Annotated in this window: 12 protein-coding genes; 4 read left to right on the top strand and 8 right to left on the bottom strand. The window is 73.1% G+C overall.

Annotated elements, in window-relative coordinates; genetic code table 11:
* Positions 1 to 45 precede the first annotated feature (45 nt).
* From ON36_RS19505 to ON36_RS19480, 6 genes are all read right to left on the bottom strand, one after another.
* Complete coding sequence (locus ON36_RS19505) at positions 46 to 834, bottom strand: ABC transporter permease (RefSeq protein ID WP_043655511.1); 789 nt, start codon at positions 832 to 834, stop codon at positions 46 to 48.
* Positions 834 to 1,652: an ABC transporter permease gene (locus ON36_RS19500; RefSeq protein WP_043655509.1), complete on the bottom strand. Its 819-nt coding sequence runs from the start codon at positions 1,650 to 1,652 to the stop codon at positions 834 to 836. Before ON36_RS19500 ends, ON36_RS19505 begins: the two co-directional genes overlap by 1 nt.
* A complete protein-coding gene (locus ON36_RS19495) occupies positions 1,649 to 2,650 on the bottom strand; it encodes a daunorubicin/doxorubicin resistance ABC transporter ATP-binding protein DrrA (RefSeq protein ID WP_052314147.1) in 1,002 nt (333 codons plus the stop codon). Before ON36_RS19495 ends, ON36_RS19500 begins: the two co-directional genes overlap by 4 nt.
* Positions 2,647 to 15,813 carry a non-ribosomal peptide synthetase gene (locus tag ON36_RS19490; protein ID WP_043655507.1) on the bottom strand — a complete coding sequence of 4,389 codons (13,167 nt, stop codon included), beginning with the start codon at positions 15,811 to 15,813 and terminating at the stop codon, positions 2,647 to 2,649. Before ON36_RS19490 ends, ON36_RS19495 begins: the two co-directional genes overlap by 4 nt.
* Before the next feature lie 147 nt (positions 15,814 to 15,960).
* Positions 15,961 to 16,368: an AMP-binding protein gene (locus ON36_RS19485; protein ID WP_043655506.1), complete on the bottom strand. Its 408-nt coding sequence runs from the start codon at positions 16,366 to 16,368 to the stop codon at positions 15,961 to 15,963.
* A 147-nt stretch (positions 16,369 to 16,515) separates the two neighbouring features.
* Positions 16,516 to 17,316, bottom strand: a complete 801-nt coding sequence (locus ON36_RS19480) for a VOC family protein (RefSeq protein ID WP_043655502.1) — start codon at positions 17,314 to 17,316, stop codon at positions 16,516 to 16,518.
* A 257-nt stretch (positions 17,317 to 17,573) separates the two neighbouring features.
* Here ON36_RS19480 and ctaD point away from each other — a divergent pair, with 257 nt between their 5' ends.
* Both ctaD and serB read left to right on the top strand, forming a co-directional pair.
* Complete coding sequence (gene ctaD, locus ON36_RS19475) at positions 17,574 to 19,316, top strand: aa3-type cytochrome oxidase subunit I (RefSeq protein ID WP_083885243.1); 1,743 nt, start codon at positions 17,574 to 17,576, stop codon at positions 19,314 to 19,316.
* A 121-nt stretch (positions 19,317 to 19,437) separates the two neighbouring features.
* Positions 19,438 to 20,664 (top strand): phosphoserine phosphatase SerB, encoded by a 1,227-nt coding sequence (gene serB / locus ON36_RS19470; protein ID WP_043655496.1) that lies wholly within the window; start codon positions 19,438 to 19,440, stop codon positions 20,662 to 20,664.
* Positions 20,665 to 20,667: 3 nt separating this feature from the next.
* Here the strand turns inward: serB and ON36_RS19465 are convergent, their stop codons facing one another.
* On the bottom strand, positions 20,668 to 21,423 hold the full coding sequence (locus ON36_RS19465) for a dienelactone hydrolase family protein (protein ID WP_043655493.1): 756 nt from the start codon (positions 21,421 to 21,423) through the stop codon (positions 20,668 to 20,670).
* 194 nt (positions 21,424 to 21,617) lie between these two features.
* Complete coding sequence (locus ON36_RS19460; protein ID WP_043655491.1) at positions 21,618 to 22,445, bottom strand: MHYT domain-containing protein; 828 nt, start codon at positions 22,443 to 22,445, stop codon at positions 21,618 to 21,620.
* Positions 22,446 to 23,031: 586 nt separating this feature from the next.
* Here ON36_RS19460 and ON36_RS19455 point away from each other — a divergent pair.
* On the top strand, positions 23,032 to 23,481 hold the full coding sequence (locus ON36_RS19455) for a protease inhibitor I42 family protein (RefSeq protein ID WP_043655489.1): 450 nt from the start codon (positions 23,032 to 23,034) through the stop codon (positions 23,479 to 23,481).
* A 16-nt stretch (positions 23,482 to 23,497) separates the two neighbouring features.
* The gene (locus ON36_RS19450) at positions 23,498 to 24,271 is read left to right on the top strand and encodes a peptidyl-tRNA hydrolase (RefSeq protein ID WP_043655486.1); all 774 of its coding nucleotides are present in this window, start codon (positions 23,498 to 23,500) and stop codon (positions 24,269 to 24,271) included.
* The last annotated feature ends 49 nt before the right edge of the window (positions 24,272 to 24,320 follow it).

Below are 24,320 nucleotides of genomic sequence, written 5' to 3'. Positions count from 1 at the left end.
CCGGCCCGGCCCGCCCGGGGTCACGGCGGGCCGGGGACGCCGCCCTCACCGCCTGCTGGCGCGCCGGTAACCGACGGCGGCGGGCACCGCGAACAGCACCACCGCGCCCGCCGACCAGATCAGCGTGAGCGTCAGCGGCCGGGCGACCGGTCCCTCGTCGGCGAGCCCGCGCATGGCGTCCACCGCCACCGACATCGGCTGGTTGCGCACGATCGGCTGGATCCAGGCGGGAAAGGCCACCAGCGGAACGAAACCCGTGCTGAAGAACATCATCAGCGAGGTGAGGATGGTGATGCCCTCGACCAGCGCCGCCTTGGCCGTGTAGACGGCGACGGCGGTGACGATGGTGGCGAAGGCGAGCCCGAAGATCACCGGGATCAGCAGGAAGGCCAGCGCGGCGAGGGGGCCGTGGTGGAAGCGGAAGCCGAGCAGGTAGCCCACCGCGACCACGGCCAGGGTGCCCAGCATGATCCGGCAGCCCTCGGCCAGCACGCGCGAGGCGATGCCCGAGGCCCGGTGCACCGGCAGCACCCAGAACCGGGCCAGCAACCCGGCGTCGCGTTCGCGGCCGAGCAGGACGCCGCTCGCCACCGCGCCGGACAGGGCGCCGACGATCGCCACCATGGGCACCGAACCGTAGAGGGCGTCGCTGCCGGTGAACTTCTCGATCTGCCCGCCGACCACGATGTCGAGCATGATCAGCAGCAGGCACGGGATGAGCAGCGTCTCCAGCAGGGTGATCGGGTTGCGCGCCCAGCGCAGCAGCAGCCGCTGGGTCTGGATCGCCGTGTGCCGCACCAGGGCGCCCGGCGAGTTCTCGGTCCGCACGGTCATCACGCCCTCCTCGCGCTCAGCCGGACGGCCAGCGGCGCGCACGACGCCAGGATGGCGGCCAGCCACAGCAGGGACGGCAGCACCAGCGACCAGCTGACGACCCCCGCGTTGCCCGCCGGGTCGCCCGCCAGCGCCCGCAGCACGATCGCGAACTGCGACACCGGCTGGTTGCGGACGAACCACTGGATCCACTCCGGGAACTGGCTCGCCGGCGCGAGTCCCGTCGAGAGCATGCCGAAGATCAACGGCGGCAGCACCAGCGCCTGCGAGGTCGCCTCCGGGCTTCTCGACACCGTGCCGATGACGTCGGCGCCGAGGGTGAACGCGACCCCGATCAGCAGCGAGAAGCCGAGGAACCCGAGGGTGTGCGCGGCGTCGAGGTGGAACCGGAACCCGATCACGTACCCCGAGGCGACGGCCGCGGCCAGCGCGATCACCAGCCGGAACAGGTTGGCCGACATCCGCGCCGCCACCGGGACCAGCGGCCGCAGCGGCATCGCGCCGAAGCGCCGGTTGAGCCCGGCGACGGCGTCGGTGGCCGATCGGAACGCCGCCGAGATGGCGGTGAACGCCGCGGCCTGCAGGATCACCAGCGGCATCATGTACTGGGCGTAGCTGCTGAACCCGTTGCCGGAGAACATCATCACGGTCTTGAGCGGGATGTAGAAGCTGGCCGTGAACGCCGCGGGCGCCAGCACCGAGGACAGCACCTCCCCGGACCGGACCGAGGGCACGATCAGCCGGGTGGTCAGCACCCACCACTGCTGCACCGTCTCCGGCGTGGCCCTGGTCGGGGTGTGCCAGGCGATCGCGGTCACGACGCGGCCTCCTCGGCGCTCGCCGGGTGCCCGGTGAGTTGCAGGAACACGTCGTCGAGCGAGGGCCTGCGCAGCGCGATGTCGACCAGTTCGACCCCGGCGTCGTCGAGGCGGCGCAACGCCTCGGCCAGGGTCTTGGCGCCGTCGGGCGCCGGAATGGTGAGGCGGTCCGACTCCCGGGTCAGCGCGGCCAGGTTCTCCGCGGGCAGCAGCGGGCCGAGGGCCTCGGCGATCGCGGGGATGCCGGACAGGTCGAGGGGCACGATCTCGCAGTAGCTGCCGCCGGTGCGGTGTTTGAGCTCGTCGGCGGTGCCCGAGGCGATGACCACCCCGTGGTCGATGACGATGATCCGGTCGCTGAGCGCGTCGGCCTCCTCCAGGTACTGGGTGGTCAGCAGGGTGGTGATCCCGGCGCCGGAGAAGCCGCGCACCAGGTCCCAGACCCCCTGCCTGCTGCGCGGGTCGAGGCCGGTGGTCGGCTCGTCGAGGAACACCACGTCGGGGCGCACGACCAGGCCGCAGGCGATGTCGATGCGGCGCCGCATGCCGCCGGAATAGGTGCCGACCCGCCGGTCGGCGGCGCCCTCGAGGTCGAACTCGGTGATCAGCTCCCGGGCCCTGGCGCGGGCGGCCGGCTTGCGCAGGCCCATGAGCCTGCCGAACATCACGAGGTTCTCGTAGCCGCTGAGCATGTCGTCCAGGGCCGCGTACTGCCCGGTCAGCATGATCGAGCGCCGGACGGCCGCGGGATCGGCGACCACGTCGTGGCCGGCGACCACCGCCCGTCCCCGGTCGGGCGAGACCAGCGTGGACAGGATGTTGACCGTGGTGGTCTTGCCCGCGCCGTTGGGCCCGAGGATGCCGAGCACCTCCCCGGGCGCGGCCTCGAAGTCGACGCCGCGCAGCGCGCGCACGTCGCCGAAGGACTTCTCGATGCCCTCGACCACGACACCGCCGGTGCGCGCGACGCTCGGCGCGAGTGTTGGTTCGACGCTCATTTCCGGTCTCCTGCTTCCATCAGATCGTCGAGCACCGGCGAGATCACCGACAGTGCGTAGGGATTGGTCATCTCGTCATGGGTCACGGCCACGTCGTGGGTGACGATGTCGCCGGTCACGTAGGGCCGCCAGCCGTCGGGGCCCATCCATTCCGACGGGTCGACGGTGGCGCGGAAATAGGCGATGTCGCCGTCGTAGACCGGACGGACATAGCCGGTGCGGGTGCCTGCGGAGGCGTTGTAGGAGGCGGCCATCCGCTCGAGGGTGGCGGCGTCGACCAGTTCGACGCCGCCCAGGTGGGCGGTGATGAGATCGGCCGCCTCCTGCGCGGTCGCGTCGGGGGCGACGTCGTCGATGCCGAAGATCGCGCCGAAGGTGTGGATGAACGCGCCCGCGGTGAGCCGTTCGATGCTGTCGCCGTCGATGTCGGCGGTGTCGGTGTCCAGCAGCGCGACCACCCCGACCCGCTCGCCCGCCGCCGCCAGCTGGACCGCCATGGCCTGGGCGATCAGGCCGCCGAAGGACCAGCCGAGCAGGTGATAGGGGCCGCTGGGCTGTACCGCGCGGATCTCGCGGACGTAGCGCCTGGCGAATTCCTCGATGGAGCGGGCCGAGGGCTCGCGGCCGCCGAGGTCGGGCGCCTGCAGCCCGTAGATCGGGCGGCCGGGCCGCAGCTGTTCGGCCAGTCCCAGGTAGCTCCAGGACATGCCGGACGAGGAGTGCACGCAGAACAGCGCGGGCCGGTCCCCGTCGGGCCGGATGGGCAGCAGGACGTCGAGCCCGAGCCCGCCCGGGCCGGACGGCGCGGACGCCGCCGTCTCCGCCGCGGCGGCGGCCTGGGCCGCCGGTGTTCCGGCGAAGCGGGCCGCCGCGGTGAGCGCCTCGACCCACAGCGCGGCGAGCTCGGCCACGTCCTTCTCGGTCAGCAGCTCGGCGGCGTAACCGAATTCGGCGTGCAGCCGGTCGCCGCTGACCAGGGCGTTGATGTCGATCGCGGACTGCAGCGGCACGTCGGCGTGTTCGGCGGCGTCCAGGTCGCCGAACGCGTCGGTGGGCAGCCAGCCCAGCCCCTCCAGCCCGGCGGGGGTCTCCACCGAGGTGTGCCTGCCGAGGTAGTTGACGGTGATCTGGCCCGGCAGCCCCCGCGCGAACCGCGCGGCGGTGGCGGTGTTGAGGTAGCGCAGCATGCCGAAGCCGATGCCGCGGTCCGGGACGGCCAGCAGGTCGTGTTTCGCGGCGCGGATGGCCGTGCCCATGGCCGGCCCGCCCGCGAACGCGTCCTCGACGTCGACCCCGGCCAGGTCGAGGCGCACCGGGTACAGGCTGGTGAACCAGCCGAGGGTGCGGGAGAGGTCGGCGCCGGGCACGACCTCTTCCTGCCTGCCGTGCCCCTCCAGCCGCAGAAGCGCCGAGCGTTCGTCCACCCCGCGCCGCGACCGCCAGCGCACCAGGGCGAGGCCGAGGGCGCCGAACAGGGCGTCTGTCACCCCGCCCTGGAACAGCCGGGGCAGCGTGGTCAGCAGGGCCGCGGTGGTGTCCTCGGCGACCTCGATCCCGAAGCGGCGCACGGTGTCTCCCCGGTCGATCGCGGGGTCGAGTGCCCGCGGTCCGAGCGGGGGGTCGGGGCTGTCGGCGACGCCGAGCCAGTAGTCCAGTTCGGCGAGGCGGCGCGGCGAGTGCGCCTGCTCGGTCAGCGCGTGCGACCACCGGCGCATGGAGGTGCCGACCTCGGCGAGCACCGGGACGGCACCGGCGGCGACCTGCGCCCAGGCGGCGATGAGGTCCTGCACGAGGATCCGCCACGACACGCTGTCGATGGCGAGGTGGTGCGCGACCACGATCAGCCTGCCGGGCGGCGCGGGCGCACCGCTCTCGGGGTCGAGCCAGATGAACTGCGACACGATGCCTGTGGCCGGATCGAGCCGGTTCAGCGCGGAATCCAGTTCGGTGGCCGCGTATTCGCGCAACTCGGCCGGGTCGATGCCGGGATCGAAGGGGATGCGGTGCACCAGCTCGTCCACCGCGACGCCGCCCGGCGCGGTCACCGTCACCCGCCAGTCGTCCTCGGCCCGCCACAGCCGCGAGCGCAGCATGTCGTGCCGGTCGACCACGGCGGTGAGGGTGGCGAGGAGCCGCTCTCGGTCGATGCCGGCGGGCAGGTCGAGCACGGCGGTCTGCGCGAAGCGGCCGAAATCGCCGCCGCGCTCGATCATGTACCGCACGATCGGCGTCGGCGGCAGGTCGCCCGTGCCGCCGCCGGGCAGCTCGTCCAGGGTCTCGACGACGCCCGCGGCATCGACCACGGCGGCGAGGGCGGCGACGGTGCGGTGCTCGAAGACCTGCAGCGGGGTGCATTGGACCCCGCGCAGCTTGGCCTGGGTGACCAGCTGGATCGCCAGGATGCTGTCGCCGCCGAGCGCGAAGAAGGAGTCGTCGACGCCCACCCGCTCGCGGCCGAGCAGCTCGGCGTACACCTCGGCGAGCACCTGCTCGGTCGGCGTCTCCGGCGCCCGGTAGGGCGTGTCGTCGGTGACGAACACCGGGTCCGGCAGCGCCCGGCGGTCGAGTTTGCCGACCGCGTTGACCGGGATCTCGTCGAGGACCACGAACGCCGACGGCACCATGTAGGCGGGCAGCGCGTCGGCCGCCGCCGCCCGGATCCGGGCGATGTCGAGGTCCGCGCCCGGCAGGCGCACCAGGTAGGCGGCGAGCGCGGTGGCGCCGGTCGGGCCCGGCACGCCCAGCGTCACCGCGACGTCGACGCCGTCGAGACCGCTGAGTACCGCGTCGATCTCGCCCAGCTCGATGCGCTGACCGCGCACCTTCACCTGGAAGTCGGTGCGGCCCAGGTACTCCAGCGCCAGGGCGCCCGCGGCGCGGGTCCACCGCACCAGATCGCCCGTGCGGTAGAGCCGTTCGCCGGGCCCGCCGAAAGGATGGGCGACGAATCGGGCCGCGGTCAGGGCGGGGCGCGCGTGGTAGCCGCGGGCCAGGGCGGTGCCCGCGAGGTAGAGCTCGCCGACCACCCCGACCGGCACCGGCCGCAGCCGGTCGTCGAGGACGAGCACGGCCGCCCCGCGCACGGGCCCGCCGATGGTCACCGGCACGTCCGCCGACAGCGGCGCGGATCCGGTCGCCCAGATCGTGTACTCGGTCGGGCCGTACAGGTTGACCATCCGGCGCCCGGTGTCCCCGCACCATCGCGACACGAGGTCCGGCCCGACCGCCTCCCCGGCCACCGCGAGGACCCGCACGCTCGACACGGTCGCGGGATCGATGGTGGCCAGCGCGGACGGCGTGATCACCATGTGGCTGACGCGCTCGGCGGCGATCAGCTCGGCCAGCGGCGCGCCGCCGAAGACCTCCGGGGGCGCCACGACGCACGCGCCGCCGCTGCCGAAGGCCATGAGCGCCTCGAAGACCGAGGCGTCGAAGCTCGGCGAAGCCACCTGCAGGACCCGCGCGTCGGAGTCGAGGTCGAGGTCGGCGCGCTGGGCGGCGACGAGGTCGGCCAGGCCGCGATGGGTCACCGCGACGCCCTTGGGCGTGCCCGTCGAGCCGGAGGTGTAGATCATCCAGGCCGGGTGCTCCGGCCGGACCGGGCGGGGGAGTTCGTCCGGTGTCAACGCGCCCGCGCCGGCGTCGCGCAGGAGGGCGGCGGTCGCGGGGTCGTCGAGCACGAGCCACCGCGCGGTGTCCGGCAGCCGGTCGCGGAAGGCCGCCAGCGTGAGGCCGACCGTCGCGCCCGAATCGGTGAGCATGTGCTCGAGGCGATCCGCCGGATGCTTCGGGTCGACGGGCAGGAAGGCCGCGCCGGACCGCGCCGTGGCCCAGATGCCCGCGTGCAGCTCCGCGCAGCGGGGAAGGCCGAGGGCGACGACCGTTTCGGCGCGGGCGCCCACGCCGATCAGCAGCCGGGCCAGCCGGTTCGCGTAGGCGTCGAGCTCCCGGTAGGTCGCCGTCGCGCCCGCCGCGCCGGGCAGCGGCGTCCCGGCGACGAGCGCGGGGCGGTCCGGGAAGGCGGCGGCGGTGGCCGCCAGCAGCGCGGGCAGGGTGACGGTGCCCGCGCTCGCGGGGCCGCGCACCGGAACCAGTTCCGCGCGTTCGGCGTCGGTCAGCAGGTCGATGTCGGCCAGCGGACGGTCCGGGTCGGCGACGACCTCGTCGACGACCCGCCGCCAGCGGGTGGCGAACGACGCCGCGGTCGCGTGGTCGAAGAGGTCGGTGGCGTAGGTCAGCACGCCGTCGATCCCGGCGGGGCCGCCGTCGGTGAAGCGTTCGCGCAGGTCGAAGCTCAGGTCGAAGGCCGAGGAACGGCGGTCGAAATCCTGGACCTCGAAGCGCAGCCCCGGCAGTTCCAGGACCGGCTCGACGAAGTTCTGCAGCGACAGCGACACCTGGAACAGCGGGTGGTGCGCCGTCGACCGGGTCGGGTCGAGGGCCTGCACGAGCTGCTCGAAGGGGACGTCGGCGTTGGCGAAGGCGTCGAGGTCGACCCCGCGGACCGTGGTCAGCAGGTCGCGGAAGCCGGCGCCGGGATCGACGCGGGTCCGCAGGGCGAGGGTGTTGACGAACATGCCGACCAGCTCGTCGAGCGCCTGCTCGCCGCGCCCGGCGACCGGGGTGCCGACGACGATGTCGCCGGTCCCGCCGAGCCGGGACAGCAGCACCGCCAGGGACGCGTGCACGACCATGAACACGCTGACCCCGTTGGCCGCCGCGCAGTACGCCAGCGCGCGATGGGTCCGCGCGTCGAACGCGCAGTCCACGTCGGCGCTGCGCATCGACTGCACCGCGGGCCGCGGCCGGTCGGCGGGCAGTTCCAGGGCGTCGGGGGCACCCGCGAGGGTCTCGCGCCAGAAGCCGATCTGACGGGCGGCCAGGGACTCGGCGTCGGTGGCCGCGCCGAGCAGGTCGCGATGCCACAGGGCGAAGTCGGCGTACTGCACGGTGAGCGGGGGCAGGCCGGGCGAACCCGTCGCCCCGGCGACGCGCGCCGAGTACGCGGTCACCAGGTCGGCGGCCAGGGGCGCCATCGAGGCGCCGTCGGCGCTGATGTGGTGGACGACGAGGACGACGACGTGGACGTCGGCCGCCACCCGGAACAGGCGCACGCGCAGCGGCGGTTCGCTGGTCAGGTCGAAGCCCGCGGCCGCGAGGTCGGTCATCCGGGCCCGCAGCGGCGCGCCGTCCTCGGTCGCGGTGACCGGCAGGTCCGGCAGCACGGTGTCCGCGCCGACGACGACCTGGCGTGGGCCGTCGGCGTCCGCGGGGTAGCGCGTGCGCAGGGTCTCCTGGCGGCCGACGACGTCGGCGAGCGCGCCGCGCAGGGCGGCCACGTCCAGCTCGCCGGTCAGGCGCAGCGCGACGGCGATGTTGTAGGCGGCCGAGTCCGGGTCGAGCTGGTTGAGCACCCACATGCGCTGCTGCGCGGGCGACAGCGGGATCCGGTCCGGGCGCGGCCGGGCCGCGAGTGCGGGGCGGCCGGGCAGCCCGGGCGCGGCCGGGACGATCCGCGCCGCGAGCTGGGCCACGCTCGGCGCGTCGAACAGGTCGCGCAGGGCCACCGCGCATCCCAGCGCCGAGTTGACCCGCGCGACCACCTTGGTCGCGCTGAGCGAATTGCCGCCCAGTTCGAAGAAGGACTCCTCGACGCCGACCCGCTCGGTGCCCAGCACCTCGGCGAACACGGCGGCGACGGCCTCCTCGACCGGGGTGCGCGGCGCCAGGTAGGGCCGCTGCGCGGCCGAGAAGTCCGGGACGGGAAGGGCTTTGCGGTCCAGCTTGCCGACCGGGGTCAGCGGGATGTCGTCGAGCAGGACGACGTAGCCGGGCACCATGTAGCCGGGCAGCTCGGCCGCCACCCGCGCGCGCAACCGTTCGGGGTCGAGCGCGGCGCCGGGTACGGGCAGTACGTAGGACACGAGCACCGTCGCCCCGGCCGGGCCCGCGCGCCCGATGGTGACTGCGTACTCGACCTCGTCGTCGCGGGACAGCACCGCGTCGATCTCGCCGAGTTCGATGCGCAGGCCGCGGATCTTGACCTGGAAGTCGCTGCGGCCCAGGTACTCCAGCGCCAGCTCGCCGTCGCCGTCGATCACCCAGCGGACCATGTCGCCCGTGCGGTACATGCGGTCGCCGGGCGCGCCGAAGGGATCGGCGACGAAGCGGGCCGCGGTCATCGCGAACCGCTGGAAGTAGCCGCGCGCCAGCGCCGGACCGGCCAGGTACAGCTCGCCCTGGACGCCCATCGGCACCGGGCGCAGCCAGGTGTCGAGCACGACCACCGCCGCGCCGCGGATCGGGCCGCCGATGGTGACCGGTTCGCCGGCCCGCAGCTCGGCCGGGCCGGTGGCCCAGATGCTGAATTCGGTGGGCCCGTACAGGTTCAGCATCCGCCTGCCGACGGCCCACTTCTCGATGAGTTCGGGCGTGGCCGCTTCGCCCGCGACGGAGAGCACCCGGAGGTCGGTGAGTTCGGCCGGTTCCATGGTGGCCAGCGCCGAGGGCGTGATCACCGCGTGGGTGACCCGTTCGGTGCGCAGCAGGGCCTCCAGCTCGGCGCCGCCGTAGACCTCCGGCGGCGACACCACGAGCCTGCCGCCCGCCGCGTGCGCGGTGAGCATCTCGAACACCGAGGCGTCGAAGCTCGGTGAGGCGACCTGCAGCGCGGCGGCCGTCGGGTCCAGCGCGAGGGTCTCGCGCTGGGCGGTGACCAGATTCGCGATGCCGCGATGGCTCAGCAGCACCGCCTTGGGCTTGCCGGTGGACCCGGAGGTGTAGATCAGGTAGGCGGTGTGGTCGAGGTCGATCGGGCCGCCGCGCTCGGCGTCGGTGAGGGGGGCGTCGGAGACGAGCATGGCGCGGCGCATCGTGTTGAGGTCGTCGAGCAGCAGCCAGTCGACGGTGCCGGGCAGGGTCTCGCCGGTCGCCGTCACGGTGACGCCGATGGGCGCCCGCGAGTCGCTGAGCATGTGCTCGATCCGCTCCACCGGATAGCTCGGATCCAGGGGCACGAACGCCGCGCCGGTCTTGGCCAGCGCCCACACCGCGACCACCGATTCCAGCGAGCGGGTCAGCGCCAGCACCACGAACACCTCGGGGCCGACCCCGCGGGACAGCAGGACCCGCGCATAGCGGTTGGACCAGGCGTCGAGTTCGCCGTAGCTCATCCGCAGCTCGCCCGAGGACACCGCGACGGCCGCCGGGTCCAGCCGGGCACCCGCGGTGAGGATCTCGGCCAGGGTCCGCATCGGGACGCCCGCGGGCCCGCGGACCGGGACGAGGGCGGCCAGTTCCGCGTCGCTGCAGTACCCGAGCTGCGACACCAGCGCGTGCGGGTTCTCCGCCAGCTTCCGGAGCAGCCGCACGAAGCGGTCGAGCAGGTCCTGCGCCGCCCCGCGCGCGAGCTGGTCGGCCATGAACTTCACCGTGATCCGCAGCGCGTCACCGGCGTCGGTGCGCAGGGGGATCACCATCAGGTTCAGCGGATACGGCGTGGCGTCGGTGCCCTCGACGTCGAGCACCCGCATCCCGGCGATGTCGAGCGCCTGCGACAGCGCCTCCCGATCGATGGGATAGGACTCGAAGACGGTGAGGGTGTCGAACAACTCGGCCAGCCCGACCGCGCGGTGGATGGCGGCCAGCCCGATGTGCTGATGGTCCATCAGCCGCGCCTGTTCGGCCTGCACCCGGCCGAGCAGGTCCGACACCTTCTCCGCCGGGTCGAGGGTGACGCGGACGGGCACGGTGTTGATGAACAGCCCGACCATCTCCTCGACGCCTGCCAGATCCGGCGGCCTGCCCGAGACCGTGCTGCCGAACACCACGTCGGTGCGGCCGGTGAGCATCGCGAGCAGCATCGCCCAGGCCGCCTGGACCAGGGTGTTCACCGTGGCCCCCGCCTCGCGGGCGGCGGCTTCGAGCACGGCGACGGTGTCCGGCGGGAGTTCCTCGGACAGCATGGCGGTCTCGGTCGACGCGATCCCGGCGAGGGTGGGCACCGCGCGGGTGGGGGTGTCGACGCCGGCCAGGGCGTGGCGCCAGGCGTCGACCGAGGCCTGCTCGTCCTGGCCGTCCAGCCAGGACAGGAAGCCGCGGTAGGAGCGGGCCTGCGGCAGCACCGCCGGGTCGCCGCCGGTGACGTAGAGGGTGAGCAGCTCGCGCACCAGCAGCGGGGTCGACCAGCCGTCGAGCACGAGGTGGTGGTTGGTCATGATCAGGCGGAAGCTGTCCGCGCCGGTGCGCACCAGGGTGAAGCGCAGCAGCGGCGGACGGGTGAGGTCGAACCGGGTCAGCGCGTCGAGCTCGATCACCCGGTCGAGCTCGCGGGCGCGGTCGTCGTCGGCGGCGCCGGTGAGATCGAGGTCGGTCCAGGGGATCTCGGCCGCGGCCGTCACCAGCTGGCGGGGCCCGTCGTCGGTCTCCACGAAGGCGACCCGCAGGTTGTCGTGCCGGTCGACCAGGGCCTGGGCGGCGGCGCGCAGGCGGGCGGCGTCCACGGTGCCCGCCAGGGTGAGCAGCGACTGGACGGTGTAGCCGTCGGCGGTGTCGGAGTCGTAGAGGGCGTGGAAGAGCAGCCCGTACTGCAGCGGGGACAGCGGCCAGACGTCGACCAGGTCCGGGTAGCGGCGTTCCCAGCGGTCGATCTGCGGCTGGTCGACGGCGACCAGGTCGAAGTCCGACGGCGTGCGGCCGCCCGCGCCGGGCGTGTCGGCGTGGGCGACGAGCGCGCGCAGGGCCCGCGTCCACAGCTCGGCCAGGTCCCGGACGTCGGTCTCGGCCAGCAGCCTGCCCGCGTAGGCCCAGGTGACCTCGAGGCCGGCGTCGGTGAGCACGGCGTTGATGTCGACCGTGGCGGGCAGGGGCGCGCGGTCGTCGTCGGTGGCGTCGAAACGCCGTGGCAGCCAGGGGGCTTCGCCGGTGACGGCGCGGCCGAGATAGTTGAAGCTCAGCTGGGGGACCGGGGCGTCGGCGAGCCGGGCGGCGGTCTCCTCGTTCAGGTGGCGCAGCAGGCCGAAGCCGACGCCGCGATCGGGCACGGCCCGCAGCTGTTCCTTGGTCGTCTTGATCGCCGACCCCGCCGCGGGGCCCGCGGCGAACGCCTCGGCGACATCGAGACCGGACAGGTCGACGGCCACGGGGTACACGCTGGTGAACCAGCCGACGGTGCGGGCGACGTCGGCGCCGGGCAGCAGGGACTCCTCGCGGCCGTGGCCCTCCAGCGTGACCAGCGCGCCGGTGCGGTCGCGCCACCGGCACACCGCCAGCGCGAGCGCGGCCAGCAGGACGTCGTCGGCGCCGCAGTGGAACCGCGCCGGAAGGTCGGTCACCGCGCGGTCGGCCAGGTCGGCCGGGACGGTCGAGCGCCACGGGACGCGGGTGGCGACGACGTCGCGGGACGGGTCGAAGCCGGTGGACCCGAACGCGGGATCCGGCGTCGCCAGGATCCGCTGCCACAGGGGCAGCTCCCCGGCCCTGGCCAGGGCCTGCCCGGGCTGGGCCGCGGCCCAGCGGCGGAAGGAGGTGCCGACGGGCGCGAGGGTCCCGCCCGAGGCGGCGGTCGCCAGGTCGGGCAGCAGGATGCGCCAGGAGACGCCGTCGGTGACCAGGTGGTGCAGCACCAGCCAGCACAGCGTGCCGTCCGCCGCGCCCTCGACGAGCACGACCCGCACGACCACGCCCGCGGCGGGATCGAGCCGGTCCGCGGCGTCGCGCAGCGCCGCGTCCACGGCCGTCTCGGGGTCGGGACCGGCCGGCACCACCTCGATCAGGGCGTCGGCGTCGACCGCACCGGGTTCGGCGACGGTCCATTCCGGGGCGCCGTCGGTCCGCAGGGTGCTGCGCAGGATGTCGTGGTGCGCGATCAGGGTGGTCAGCGCGGCGGCCAGCCGGTCCCTCGTCATGTCCGCGGGCAGGCCGATCAGGACCGCCTGGGCGAAGCGTCCCCAGGTGTCGCCGTGCTCGAGCATGGCGCGCACGATCGGGGTCGGCTCGATCGGGCCGATGCCGCCACCGGGCAGTTCCTCGACGACGTGCGCCTCGGCGTCCCCGGCGACCGCGGCCAGGGCGGCGACCGTCTTGCGTTCGAAGACGTCACGGGCGCTGAACACGATGCCCGCCGCCTTCGCCCGCGAGACGAGCTGGATGGAGACGATGCTGTCGCCGCCGAGGGCGAAGAAGCTGTCGTCGGCGCCGACCTCGTCGACGCCGAGCACCTCGGCGAACAGCGCCGCCAGCGTCTCCTCCCGCGGGGTCGACGGCGGCCTGCCCGCCGCCGCGCGCGCGCCGAAATCGGGCGTGGGGAGCGCCTTGCGGTCCACCTTGCCGAGCGGGGTGAGCGGAACACGGTCGAGGACGGTGACCACGGCGGGCACCATGTAGGCCGGAAGATGCCTGCCGACTTCCGCTTTCACCGCCTCGGGATGGATGTCGGCGCCGGGCTCGGCGGTGACGTAGGCGGCCAGCGCGGTCGCGCCGGCACCGGTCCGCGCCCCGACGGTGAGGGCGAAGTCGACACCGGGGACCCGGTGCAGGGCCGCGTCGATCTCGCCCAGCTCGATGCGGAAACCGCGCACCTTCACCTGGAAGTCGCTGCGGCCCTGGTAGTCCAGGGTGTAGCGGCCGCTCGCGGTGTCCCAGCGGACCAGGTCGCCGGTGCGGTACATCCGCTCGCCCGGCGCGTACGGGTGCGCGACGAAGCGGCTCGCGGTCAGGCCGCCGCGCCGGTGATAGCCCCGGGCGACGCCGGGACCCGCCAGGTACAGCTCGCCGACGGTGCCCGCGGGCACCGGCCGCAGCCACGGGTCGAGCACCAGGCACGACACGCCACGGGCGGGGCCGCCGATGGTGACCGGCGCGTCCGGTGCGAGCGCCTCGCTGAGGGTGGCGGTGACGGTGGTCTCGGTGGGGCCGTAACCGTTGAGCAGGGCGCGGCCCGCCCACCGGGTCACCAGGTCGGGCGGGCAGGCGTCGCCGCCGACGACGATCGTGCGCAGCCGCGGCAGCGTGGCGGGATCGAGCGAACCGACCACGGCCGGGGTGACGTTGAGATGGGTGACCTCGTGCGCGCGCAGCACCGTCGCCAGTTCCTCGCCCGCGTAGGCGGCCGGCGGGACGATCGCCAGGCTCGCGCCCGCGGCCAGGGTCACCAGGATCTCCTCGACGGAGATGTCGAAACTCGGCGACACGGCGTGGGCCACCACGGACCCGGCGTCGACGCCGAAGCCGGCGCCGGAACCGGTCGCGAGATTCGCCAGGCCGCGATGGGAGACCAGCACGCCCTTGGGGAGCCCGGTCGAGCCCGAGGTGTAGATGACGTAGGCGACCTGGTCGGGGTGCACGGCGGCGAGCCGGTCGGCGTCGGTGACCGCGCCGCCGGGCAGGCGGGCGATCCGGTCGGCGGTGTCGGCCGCGTCGAGGATCAGCCAGCCGATGCGGTCGGGCAGCGCGTCGCGCACGGCGGCGACGGTCACGCCGGTCACCACGGCGCTGTCGTCGAGCATGTGCTCGATCCGGTCGGCGGGATAGGTGGGGTCGACGGGGACGAACGGCGCCCCGGTCTTGGCCACGGCGACCGTGGCCAGGACCGAGTCCCGCGAGCGCGGGATCGCCAGGGCCACCCCGTGTTCCGGCCCGGCGCCCGCCGCGATGAGCACCCGCGCCAGCCGGTCGGTGTACTCGTCGACCTCGCGATAGGTCATGGTCTCGCCCGCGCCCCAGCGCAGCGCCACCGCGCCGGGATCGCGCGCCGCGCCGTCGGCCAGCAGCTCGGGCAGGGTGCGCATCGCGACCCCCGCCGGGCCGCGCGCGGGCACCGACACGGCCTCCTCGGCCTCGGTCAGCAGCCGCACCGCCGACAGCTCGGCGTCCGGGCCCGCCGCCAGGAAGCGGTGCAGGAACAGCAGGAAACGCTCGTGGTGCGCGGCCAGGTCGGCCTCGCTGTAGAGGTTGCCGTTGCCCTGCAGGTCGATGTGGGTGCTCTCGCCGCCGACCCCGGGATACAGGTTGACGAAGAGGTCGTCGATCAACCCCGAGGTCAGCACGTGCAGGCGGCCGACCACCGGCCCGAGCGCGATCCGGGTGTCGACCATCATGAGGTTCACGGCGGGGCCGAACGAGGACGCCTCGTCCATCGACTGCCCCAGGTCGCGGACGATGTCCTCCTGGCGATAGCGCTGGCGGCGCAGCGCCCCGGTCAGCTCGCCCTGCACGGCCAGGATCGCGGCCCGCACGGTCGTCGCGGGATCGAGCCGCAGCCGCAGCGGCACCACGTTGGCCAGCATGCCGCCCGAACGGCGCAGCGTCGCCGAGGTCCGCGCGGAGACCGGCAGGCTCAGGACCACCTCCGGCGCGCCGGTCATCGCGGCCAGATACGCGCCGAACGCCGCGACCACCGTCGGCGCGACACCCGAATTCACCTCGGCGGCAACGGTGTCGAGCAGGGCGGCGGTTTCCGCGGGCAGCGACCCCGATGCCCGGTTCGGGTGCCCGTCGACGTCGGCGGCGCGGCCGGCGAGGGTGACCGGATCGCCCATCCCGGCCAGGTGCTCGCGCCAGTACTCGCGGTCGGTGGCGAACCGGTCGGACCCGCGGTAGGCCAGGTCGGCCGCCACGATCCGCGACAGCGGCTCGGCCTTGGCCGCCGGCGGCTCCCTGCCCTCGAGCGCGGCGTTGTAGAGCTCGCCCGTGCGCTGCACCAGCGCGAGCGCGCCCATGCCGTCGAGCACGATGTGATGCATCCGCGAGTACCAGAACCAGCGGTCGTGCGCGACGCGGAGCATGGCCGGGCGCACCAGGCGGTCCCGCATGACGTCCAGCGGCGCGGAATACTCGGCGCGCATCCACGCGTGCGCGGCCGCGACCGGGTCGGGTTCGCCGCGGAAGTCCAGCTCGGCCATGTCGTCGTCGAGGGTGGGGTCGACCACCTGGTGTGGTTCGCCGTCGACGTCGACCAGCCGGACGTAGCCGGTGCCGAACTCCCGGCCCGCGCGCCGCATCGCCCGCGTGAGCAGGGCGTGGTCGACCGGGCCGGAGAGTTCGACGTACTGGGCGATGGAGATCGGCACCTCGCCCGCGATGTGCTGGGCGAACCAGATGCCGCGCTGCGCGGCGGACAGCGGGAAGGGGCTGCCTGCCGCGGTGTGCGGGGAAGACTGAGTCATGAGCAAGCCTGCGTTCTCATGTCCGGTGCTCGATGTTCACGATGTGTCCCCGACCGCCGAGCAACCACCCGGGGGTAGTACTCGCCGCTGCGTACTGCGCTCTGATCCATTCTGGACCTGCGAGGACCGGACGGGAATGGGAAATTTTCAGGAGGCCGCGCGCAGCTCGGCGCCGGAGAGCGGCGCGTCGGAGCTCACCAGGTAGTGGCGCAGGGTGGACCGGTCGTCCAGGATCAGCCAGTCGACGGCGTCGGACAGCTCGTCGCGGCGGTCACGGGTGGTGATCCCGAACCGGGCGGCCGCGTGGGCGGGCACCGGCTCGGCGCCGATCTTGCGCACCGCCGCCTCGGCCACGATCGCCTCGGTCCGGGGGTCGACGGCCACGGCGATCCGGGCACCCGCCACGGCGCCGCGCGCCAGCAGCAGGCGGGCCAGGCGGTTGGCCCAGCGGTCGAGATCGGCGTCGGCCAGGCGTCCCGCGGCGCTCGTCGCGGCGGAGCGGCCGCGCTGCGGCAGCGCGATGACGGTGGCGGAGGCGGTGGCCGGAGCGCTCATCGGTGTGTCCCCTTCGTGCTGGTGGGAGGTGCTTTTCGGTACAACTCCACTGTCGTCGCCGGACGGGGGATCCGACAGCGACCCCAGCGTTGGGGTGGTAACTCCCAGGGGGGAACGATTACCACCCCAAGGTGGTCGAACCGCGGCTCAGCGCGCGGTGCCGCCGACGCTGAAATGCGCGCCCGTGGGATCGGTCAGGCCCGCGAGCCTGCCGTAGGGGGTGTCCATGGGCTCGAACGAGACCCCGCCGCCCAGTTCCACGGCCCTGGCCACGGCCTTGTCCACGTCCTCGGCGCCGAAGTACACCGTCCAGGCGCCGGGCACGCCGTCGGGCAGATGGCCGGTGCCGTCCATGACGCCGCCGAGCATGGGCGAGGTCGCGTGGAGGGTGGTGTAGCGGAACTCGGGGGTGTCGGCGACGACGAAGGTGTCGTCCCAGTCGAAGACCTGGCGGTAGAAGCCGAGGGCGGCGTCGTAGTCGCGGGTCATCAGCTCGAACCAGGTCGGGATGCCGTCGTGCTCGCTCCACACGCCGCCGGTGGCCTGCCCGATCGTCTCGAAACCGCCGAAGGTCCCCTTCTGCCACAGGCCGACGCCCGCCCCGCCCGGATCGGCGAGCACGCCCATCACGCCGAGATCGGCCACCGGCATGGGCGGCACGATCACCTCGCCGCCGCAGACCTTCGCGGCCGCGGTCACCGCGTCCGCGTCGGGGGCCGCCAGGTAGACCGTCCACCGGTCGGGCAGCGGATCGGGCTCGCCGACCCGGCCCATCGCGCCCGCCACGGCCCTGCCGTCCTTGCGGAAGGTGATGTAGCCGCCGTACTCCGGGCCGCCGCGCTCGGCCGTCCAGCCGAACAGGTCGCCGTAGAAGGCGATCGCGCGGTCGGGATCGGCGGTGTAGAGGTCGACCCAGGTCGGATCGCCGGATCGTGCCGTGTAGCTCATGTCGACTCCTCGCGTCTGGCCGCCGGACGGCGGCGGGATCTGACAGTGCCGACGACGATGCTCACGCAAATTCATCGCCGCGCGGCGTTGCACCGCCGGGACCTGCGAGGGAAGATCTAATACGACACAGAGTAGGACCCGCGCGGAATGCTGGGGCAGCACGGTTTACGATTCACTTCGACGCATGTCCACCGAGGCACTCTCCCGAGAGCGCGGTCGGCGTTGCGAGTGACGTACAGGCATCTTCAGGAGGATCAGTGACTGCGGTTGAGCCCAGGCCAGTCCCTCAATTGGAAGCGACGCGGCCATATCCGGCTCGGACCGGGCCCAAGGGCTCGTTCCTCTACAAGATGGTCACCACCACCGACCCCAAGGTGCTCGGCACCATGTACCTGGTGACGGCGATCAGCTTCTTCCTGGTCGGTGGCCTGATGGCGCTGCTGATGCGCGCCGAGCTGGCCCGGCCGGGTCTGCAGTTCCTCTCGCCCGAGCAGTTCAACCAGCTGTTCACCATGCACGGCACGATCATGCTGCTGTTCTACGCGACCGCGATCGTGTTCGGCTTCGCCAACATCGTGCTGCCGCTGCAGATCGGCGCGCCCGACGTCGCTTTCCCGCGCCTGAACGCGTTCAGCTACTGGCTGTACCTGTTCGGTGGCTCGATGGCGGTCGCCGGCTTCGTCACCCCCGGTGGCGCCGCCGACTTCGGCTGGACCGCCTACGTCCCGCTGACCGACATCCTGCACTCGCCGGGCGTCGGCACCGACCTGTGGATCCTGGGCCTGGCCGTCTCCGGCCTCGGCACCATCCTGGGTGGCGTCAACATGCTCACCACCGTGGTCTGCCTGCGCGCGCCCGGTATGACCATGTTCCGCATGCCGATCTTCACCTGGAACATCGCGGTGACCTCGGTCCTGGTGCTGCTGGCCTTCCCGCTGCTGACCGCGGCGCTGTTCGGCCTGGCCTACGACCGCCACCTCGGCGGCCACATCTACGACCCGGCCACCGGCGGCATCCTGCTCTACCAGCACCTGTTCTGGTTCTTCGGCCACCCCGAGGTCTACATCATCGCGCTGCCGTTCTTCGGCATCGTGTCCGAGATCTTCCCGGTCTTCAGCCGTAAGCCGATCTTCGGTTACACCACCCTGGTCTACGCGACCCTGGGTATCGCGGCCCTGTCGATCGCGGTGTGGGCGCACCACATGTACGCCACCGGCGCCGTGCTGCTGCCGTACTTCTCCTTCATGACCTTCCTGATCGCGGTCCCGACCGGTGTGAAGTTCTTCAACTGGATCGGCACCATGTGGAAGGGTCAGCTGACCTTCGAATCGCCCATGCTGTGGTCGATCGGCTTCCTGGTGACCTTCCTCTTCGGTGGTCTGTCGGGCGTCATCCTCGCCTCGCCGCCGCTGGACTTCCACGTCACCGACTCGTACTTCGTCGTCGCGCACTTCCACTACGTGCTCTTCGGCACCATCGTGTTCGCCACCTTCGCCGGCATCTACTTCTGGTTCCCGAAGATCACCGGCCGCATGATGGACGAGCGCCTGGCCAAGTGGCACTTCTGGGCCACCTTCATCGGCTTCCACACCACCTTCCTCGTCCAGCACTGGCTGGGCGCCGAGGGCATGCCGCGCCGCTACGCCGACTACCTGCCCAGCGACGGCTTCACCACGCTGAACACCATCTCCACCATCGGCGCCTTCATCCTCGGCGCGTCGATGCTGCCGTTCATCTGGAACACCTTCAAGAGCTTCCGCTACGGCGAGGTCGTGACGGTGGACGACCCGTGGGGCTACGGCAACTCCCTGGAGTGGGCCACCACCTGCCCGCCGCCGCGCCACAACTTCTACGAGCTGCCGCGCATCCGCTCCGAGCGTCCCGCGTTCGAGCTGCACTACCCGCACATGGTCGAGCGCATGCGGGCCGAGGCCCACGTCGGCTGGGGTTCGGGCAAGCACGCCAGCCACGTGAGCGAAGGCGCGCTGGCCAAGCACTAGACTCACTCGAGTCATCGACGGGTATGCACCTGCTGGGTGATCCAGCAGGTGCATGCTTGTTTATGTGGGTAAACGAGCAGATCGCCCCGCGGCGGGCGAACAGACAACGGAGCGCATCGTCTTGGCCGACACCACAGTTCTCGTCACCGTCACCGGACCCGACCGGCCCGGTGTGACGTCCGTACTGCTCTCGGCGCTGTCCCGCCATCAGGTGAGCCTGCTGGACGTGGAGCAGGTGGTCATCCGCGGCCGGCTCACCCTCGGCGTGCTGGTCTCGTGCCCCAACGATCCCGAGGCGCTGCAGGACGAGCTCGAAGAGGCCATGAACACCGTCGGCATGCAGGTCGACGTGTCGGTCGACGCGCAGATCGGCAAGCAGCCCGTCTCCACCCACGCCGTCGTCGTGCTCGGCGCCCCGGTCACCGCCCGCGCCTTCAGCACCATCTCCCGGCAGCTGGCCACCCTCGGCGCCAACATCGACGCCATCCGCGGCATCGCCGACTACCCGGTGACCGGCATGGAGCTGATGGTCACCGCGACCGACGCGGGCGCCGACACCGACTCGCGCCTGCGCACCGCCCTGGCCGACGTGGCCGTGGCCGAACAGGTCGACATCGCCGTGGAGCGCGCGGGCCTCGCGCGCCGCGCCAAGCGGCTCATCGTGTTCGACGTGGACTCCACCCTCATCCAGGGCGAGGTCATCGAGATGCTGGCCGCGCACGCGGGCGTCGAGGAGCAGGTCCGCGAGGTCACCGAGGCCGCCATGCGCGGCGAGCTCGACTTCGCCGAGTCCCTGCGGCAGCGGGTGGCCACCCTCGAGGGCCTGGACCAGTCGGTCATCGAGGAGGTCGCCGACCGCATCGAGCTGACCCCGGGCGCGCGCACCACCATCCGCACCCTGCGCAGGCTCGGCTTCCGCTGCGGCGTGGTGTCGGGCGGCTTCCGCCAGGTCATCGAGCCGCTCGCCCACGAGCTGGAGCTGGACTTCGTGCAGGCCAACACCCTCGAGATCGTCGACGGGAAATTGACCGGCCGCGTCACCGGCGAGATCGTCGACCGGGCGTTCAAGGCCACCGCGCTGCGCAAGTTCGCCGCCGAGGCGGGCGTGCCGATGGAACAGACCGTGGCCGTCGGCGACGGCGCCAACGACATCGACATGCTCAACGCGGCGGGTCTGGGCGTGGCGTTCAACGCCAAGCCCGCGCTGCGCGAGGTCGCCGACACCGCGCTGTCGCACCCCTACCTGGACGCGGTGCTGTTCATCCTCGGCGTCACCCGTGACGAGGTCGAGGCCGCCGACGCCCGCGACGGCGGTATCCGCCGCGTCCCGCTGCTCGGCCGCAACTAGCCCTCAGCCCAGCGTCCGGGCGAGGAGCCCGGTCAGTTCCCGCCAGTGCCGGTCGTCGGCCTTCTCGTCGTAGACGTCGGTGTCGGGCTGGGTGAATCCGTGTCCGGCGCCCGCGTACACCTCGGTGCGGAACGTCGTCCCGGCGGCGCGGAAGGCGGCGTCGAGCCGGTCGATCTGCTCCGGGGGCAGCCCCGGGTCGGTGTCGGCGTGCCCGAGGTAGACCTCCGCGCGGATGCGGTCGACCACGGTGTGCGGGCTCGTGGCGTCGTCGGTCGCGAGACGCCCGCCGTGGAAGCCGGCCACCGCCGCCACCCGGTCGGGGTAGGCGGCCGCGGTGTGCAGGGCCAGGCGCACGCCCATGCAGTAGCCGGTCAGCCCGACGGGTCCCTCGGTGGTCAGCGGGGAGTCCGCGAGCAGGCGCAGGTACGCCGCGGCGTCGCGGACGACGAGGTCGGGCGTGAGGGCGGTGAGCAGCGGTCGCAACCGGGCGAAGATCTCGTCCCGCCGGACGGTGTCGATGAAGTCCGGCAGCTCGACGACCGGCGCGGCGCCCGCCCGGTACAGCGCGTTCGGCACGAGGACCACGTAGCCGAGCCCGGCCAGGCGCTCGGCGTAGGCGCGCACGACCGGGCGCGGGCCGAACGCGTCGCCGAACACCAGCACCGCCGGATGGGGCGCCCCGTCGCCCGGGTGGGCGAGGAAGGCGTCGGCGACCCCGTCGGCCGTCGGCACTGCCAGGGTGTGACTGCGAACGACCACGGGGACCTCCTGTTGCGCATCGAACTGCGCACACCCTACTGAGCCCGCACCGCGCCCTCCGGTGTCCGGGTCCGCCGCCCGCGGCATCGCCGCACGTGCCGGGTTCGGTGCGCGGTGAGCGTATTGCCGCACGGGGAGAGGGGGAGTGGGGGGAGCGGAGGACGGCGTCGACGCGCGTGCGGCGGCCGTGGCGCTCAGGGCCTGCGGGGCCAGGCGCGTCCGTCGGTGGACAGGGCCGCCGGGTCGGTGCCCGACAACATCGGGGTCCGCGACGGCTCGTCGGCCGCCGCCTCGCCGGTGTCGGCGGTCTCGATCTCGGCCAGCCCGACCATGATCACCAGCGTGACGACGACCGCGGCCACCGCCGAGATCAGGGGCAGCAGCAGCGCCTTGGGCGCGACGCCGTCGACCGCCTGGCTCGTGAGCGGCGCGTGGCTGCGCACCGCGGCCATGGCGGTGTAGTGCATGCCGACCACCGCCAGCGCCATGATCGCCGCGGCGCCGAGCGTCGTCAGCGAGCCGCGCACGTGCAGCATGAACCACAGCGCCGCCGTCGAGGCGACCACGGCGATGATCACCGACAGCGCGACCGGCACCACCCGGTAGGTGATGACCGTGCCGGTGCTCATCGCCGACATGCCCAGGTAGTGCATGGCCACCACGCCGAGCCCGGTGACGGTCCCGCCGACCGGCAGCGCGATCTCCTCGCGGCGTCCGCGGGTGACGATGCTCAGCCCGGCGAGCACCACCACGATCGCCATGACCGCGCTGAGCAGGGTGCGGCCCACGTCGTAGCGGACGGTGGCGCCGGTGATGGCGAAGCCGATCATGGCGGTGAAGTGCATGACCCAGATGCCGGTGCCGCCGAGGGCGACGGCGGCTGCGGTCAGCCAGCCCGCCGGGTTCGCGGCGGATTCGGCGTGCACCGCGCAGCGCAGGCCGAGCACCGCGCCGATGAACGAGACCAGATACGCCAGAACGGGGTTCACCCAGCCGTTGCTGAAATGCTCGAGGTGTTGCACGACAGACTCCCAGAAATGGTTGATACCGACGCGGTGCCGCTCGTCTCGGGACAACGGCAACCTACTCCGATCCCGCGCGTCCGCACGAATTTCGGTGTGAATTCCTGTATTCCACCCTGGACGGCTCCGTGAATTTCCTGTCACGTACCGTCCGTTCGGTTCCGAATGCGATCCGCGCCCCGCGTGTTCGCGATCCGATCGCCCGCGACGGGGCGCGCAGGCGGGTGTATCGGCAGTTCGGCGCTCCCTGTTGCCGCCCTCGGCGCGGGTCCCGCCGATCGGGGCACGCGCGGGAGAAGGACGGATCCCGTTGTCGGAGAATGCTTTCTTCCCGGACGCCGCCGCCATTCTTCGACCCGTCCGTCCGGGCGGCCCGGACGGGCGGGGCGATTCCGTCCGGAAAATGGTCCGATGGAAATGTGCCGACCGGAAGGAGGCGGCGCGACGGGCGCGGTTCCGGGTCGTCACCGGTGAATTGCCGACCGTGGCGGCCGAATGCGCGCGACGACCGGCGCGCCGCCCCGGACGCACCGGCCCGCGGACCTACAGTCGAGGTCCCCGCAGGGTGAGAAGGCAGGAGAGCGCGATGCGTCGAACGATTCCGGTCCTGTGCGCGGCGGCGGCGGTCCTGCTGCTGACCTCCTGCGGCGGCAACGACGACGACACCGCCGCTCCGTCCTCCACGCCCTGCCCCACCGCGGCGTTGCCCACCGCGCTGCCGGACGTGCCCCTGGCCGCCGTCCTGGTCGACGAGAGCGCCAACGGCACCGCGCTGCCGCTGTTCACCGGCCAGCGCCTGGTCGTCCAGCTGCCCCAGACCTCGGCCACCGGCCAACCCTGGTCCGTCGGCACCCTCGACCAGAACGCGCTGCTGCCCAGCGGCGACCCGGACACCGCGAACGGCGCCACCACCTGGGCCTTCCGCGCCGCGAACGCGGGACCGACCCAGCTGCAGTTCGTCTCGGTGCAGCCGGGTCAGCAGCCCGACGCCGCCAGCATCCGCTGGACGCTGCAGGTGCGCGTGCTCGGTGGCTGATTAGGCTCGGTGCTCGATGAGTGACGAATCGATCTGCGCCCTGCCCGACGTCGACGATCCCGCGGCGTTCGCCCTCCGGCACGCCGAACTCGCGCGCGGGTACGGCGGTGGCGGTGACCCGGCCGACCCGGCGCTCGTGCAGGCCATGCAGATGGTGCTGCACATCCCCAAGGCCGACCCGCCCGCGCGCAGCGCCCTGCTCGAAGCGGCGGCCGCCGCGGCGGTGGCGGTGTGCCTCGACCCCCGGTCGGGGTCCGGCGGGGAGTGGGAGGAGCGCTACCTGGCGTGGAAGCGGTCCCGGATCCGGAAGGTCGCGCGGCGGGCCAGGGGCGCGCAGTGGGTCGCGGCGGGCGACGTCGACGGGATCACCGTCGACGTCGACGGCGCGCAGGCGCGGGCGTTCGTGCCGGGACCGGTCGGCGCGGTCGACCCGCGGATCCGGCGGCTGCAGATCGGCGGCACCGACCTCGCGCACGACGAGCCCGGCCCGGCCGACCCCCGGTACCCCGTGCTGTGGGTGAACGCGACCCTGGAGATGTCGGTCGGCAAGGCCGCCGCGCAGGTCGGGCACGCGAGCATGCTGCTGGCGGGCGCGCTGTCCGCCGACGCCGCCCGCGCCTGGTCGCTGGACGGATACCGTTGCGCGGTGCGGGATTCCGGCCCCGAGCGGTGGGCAGGGCTGACCGCCGAGGTCGCCGCGGGGCGCGCGGTGGCGGTGCGCGACGCGGGCTTCACCGAAGTCGCCCCCGGTTCGCTGACGATCATCGCCGTCCCCGCGGGCGGGCGGTGACTCTTCACGAACTCGACCGGGGCGGGTCGTTCCGCGAACGCGTCGCGTG

Source organism: Nocardia thailandica NBRC 100428, assembly GCF_000308795.1.
GTDB lineage: Bacteria > Actinomycetota > Actinomycetes > Mycobacteriales > Mycobacteriaceae > Nocardia > Nocardia thailandica.
The sequence above is the reverse complement of the archived record's forward strand: the minus strand, read 5'-3'. Positions and strand labels throughout refer to the sequence as shown.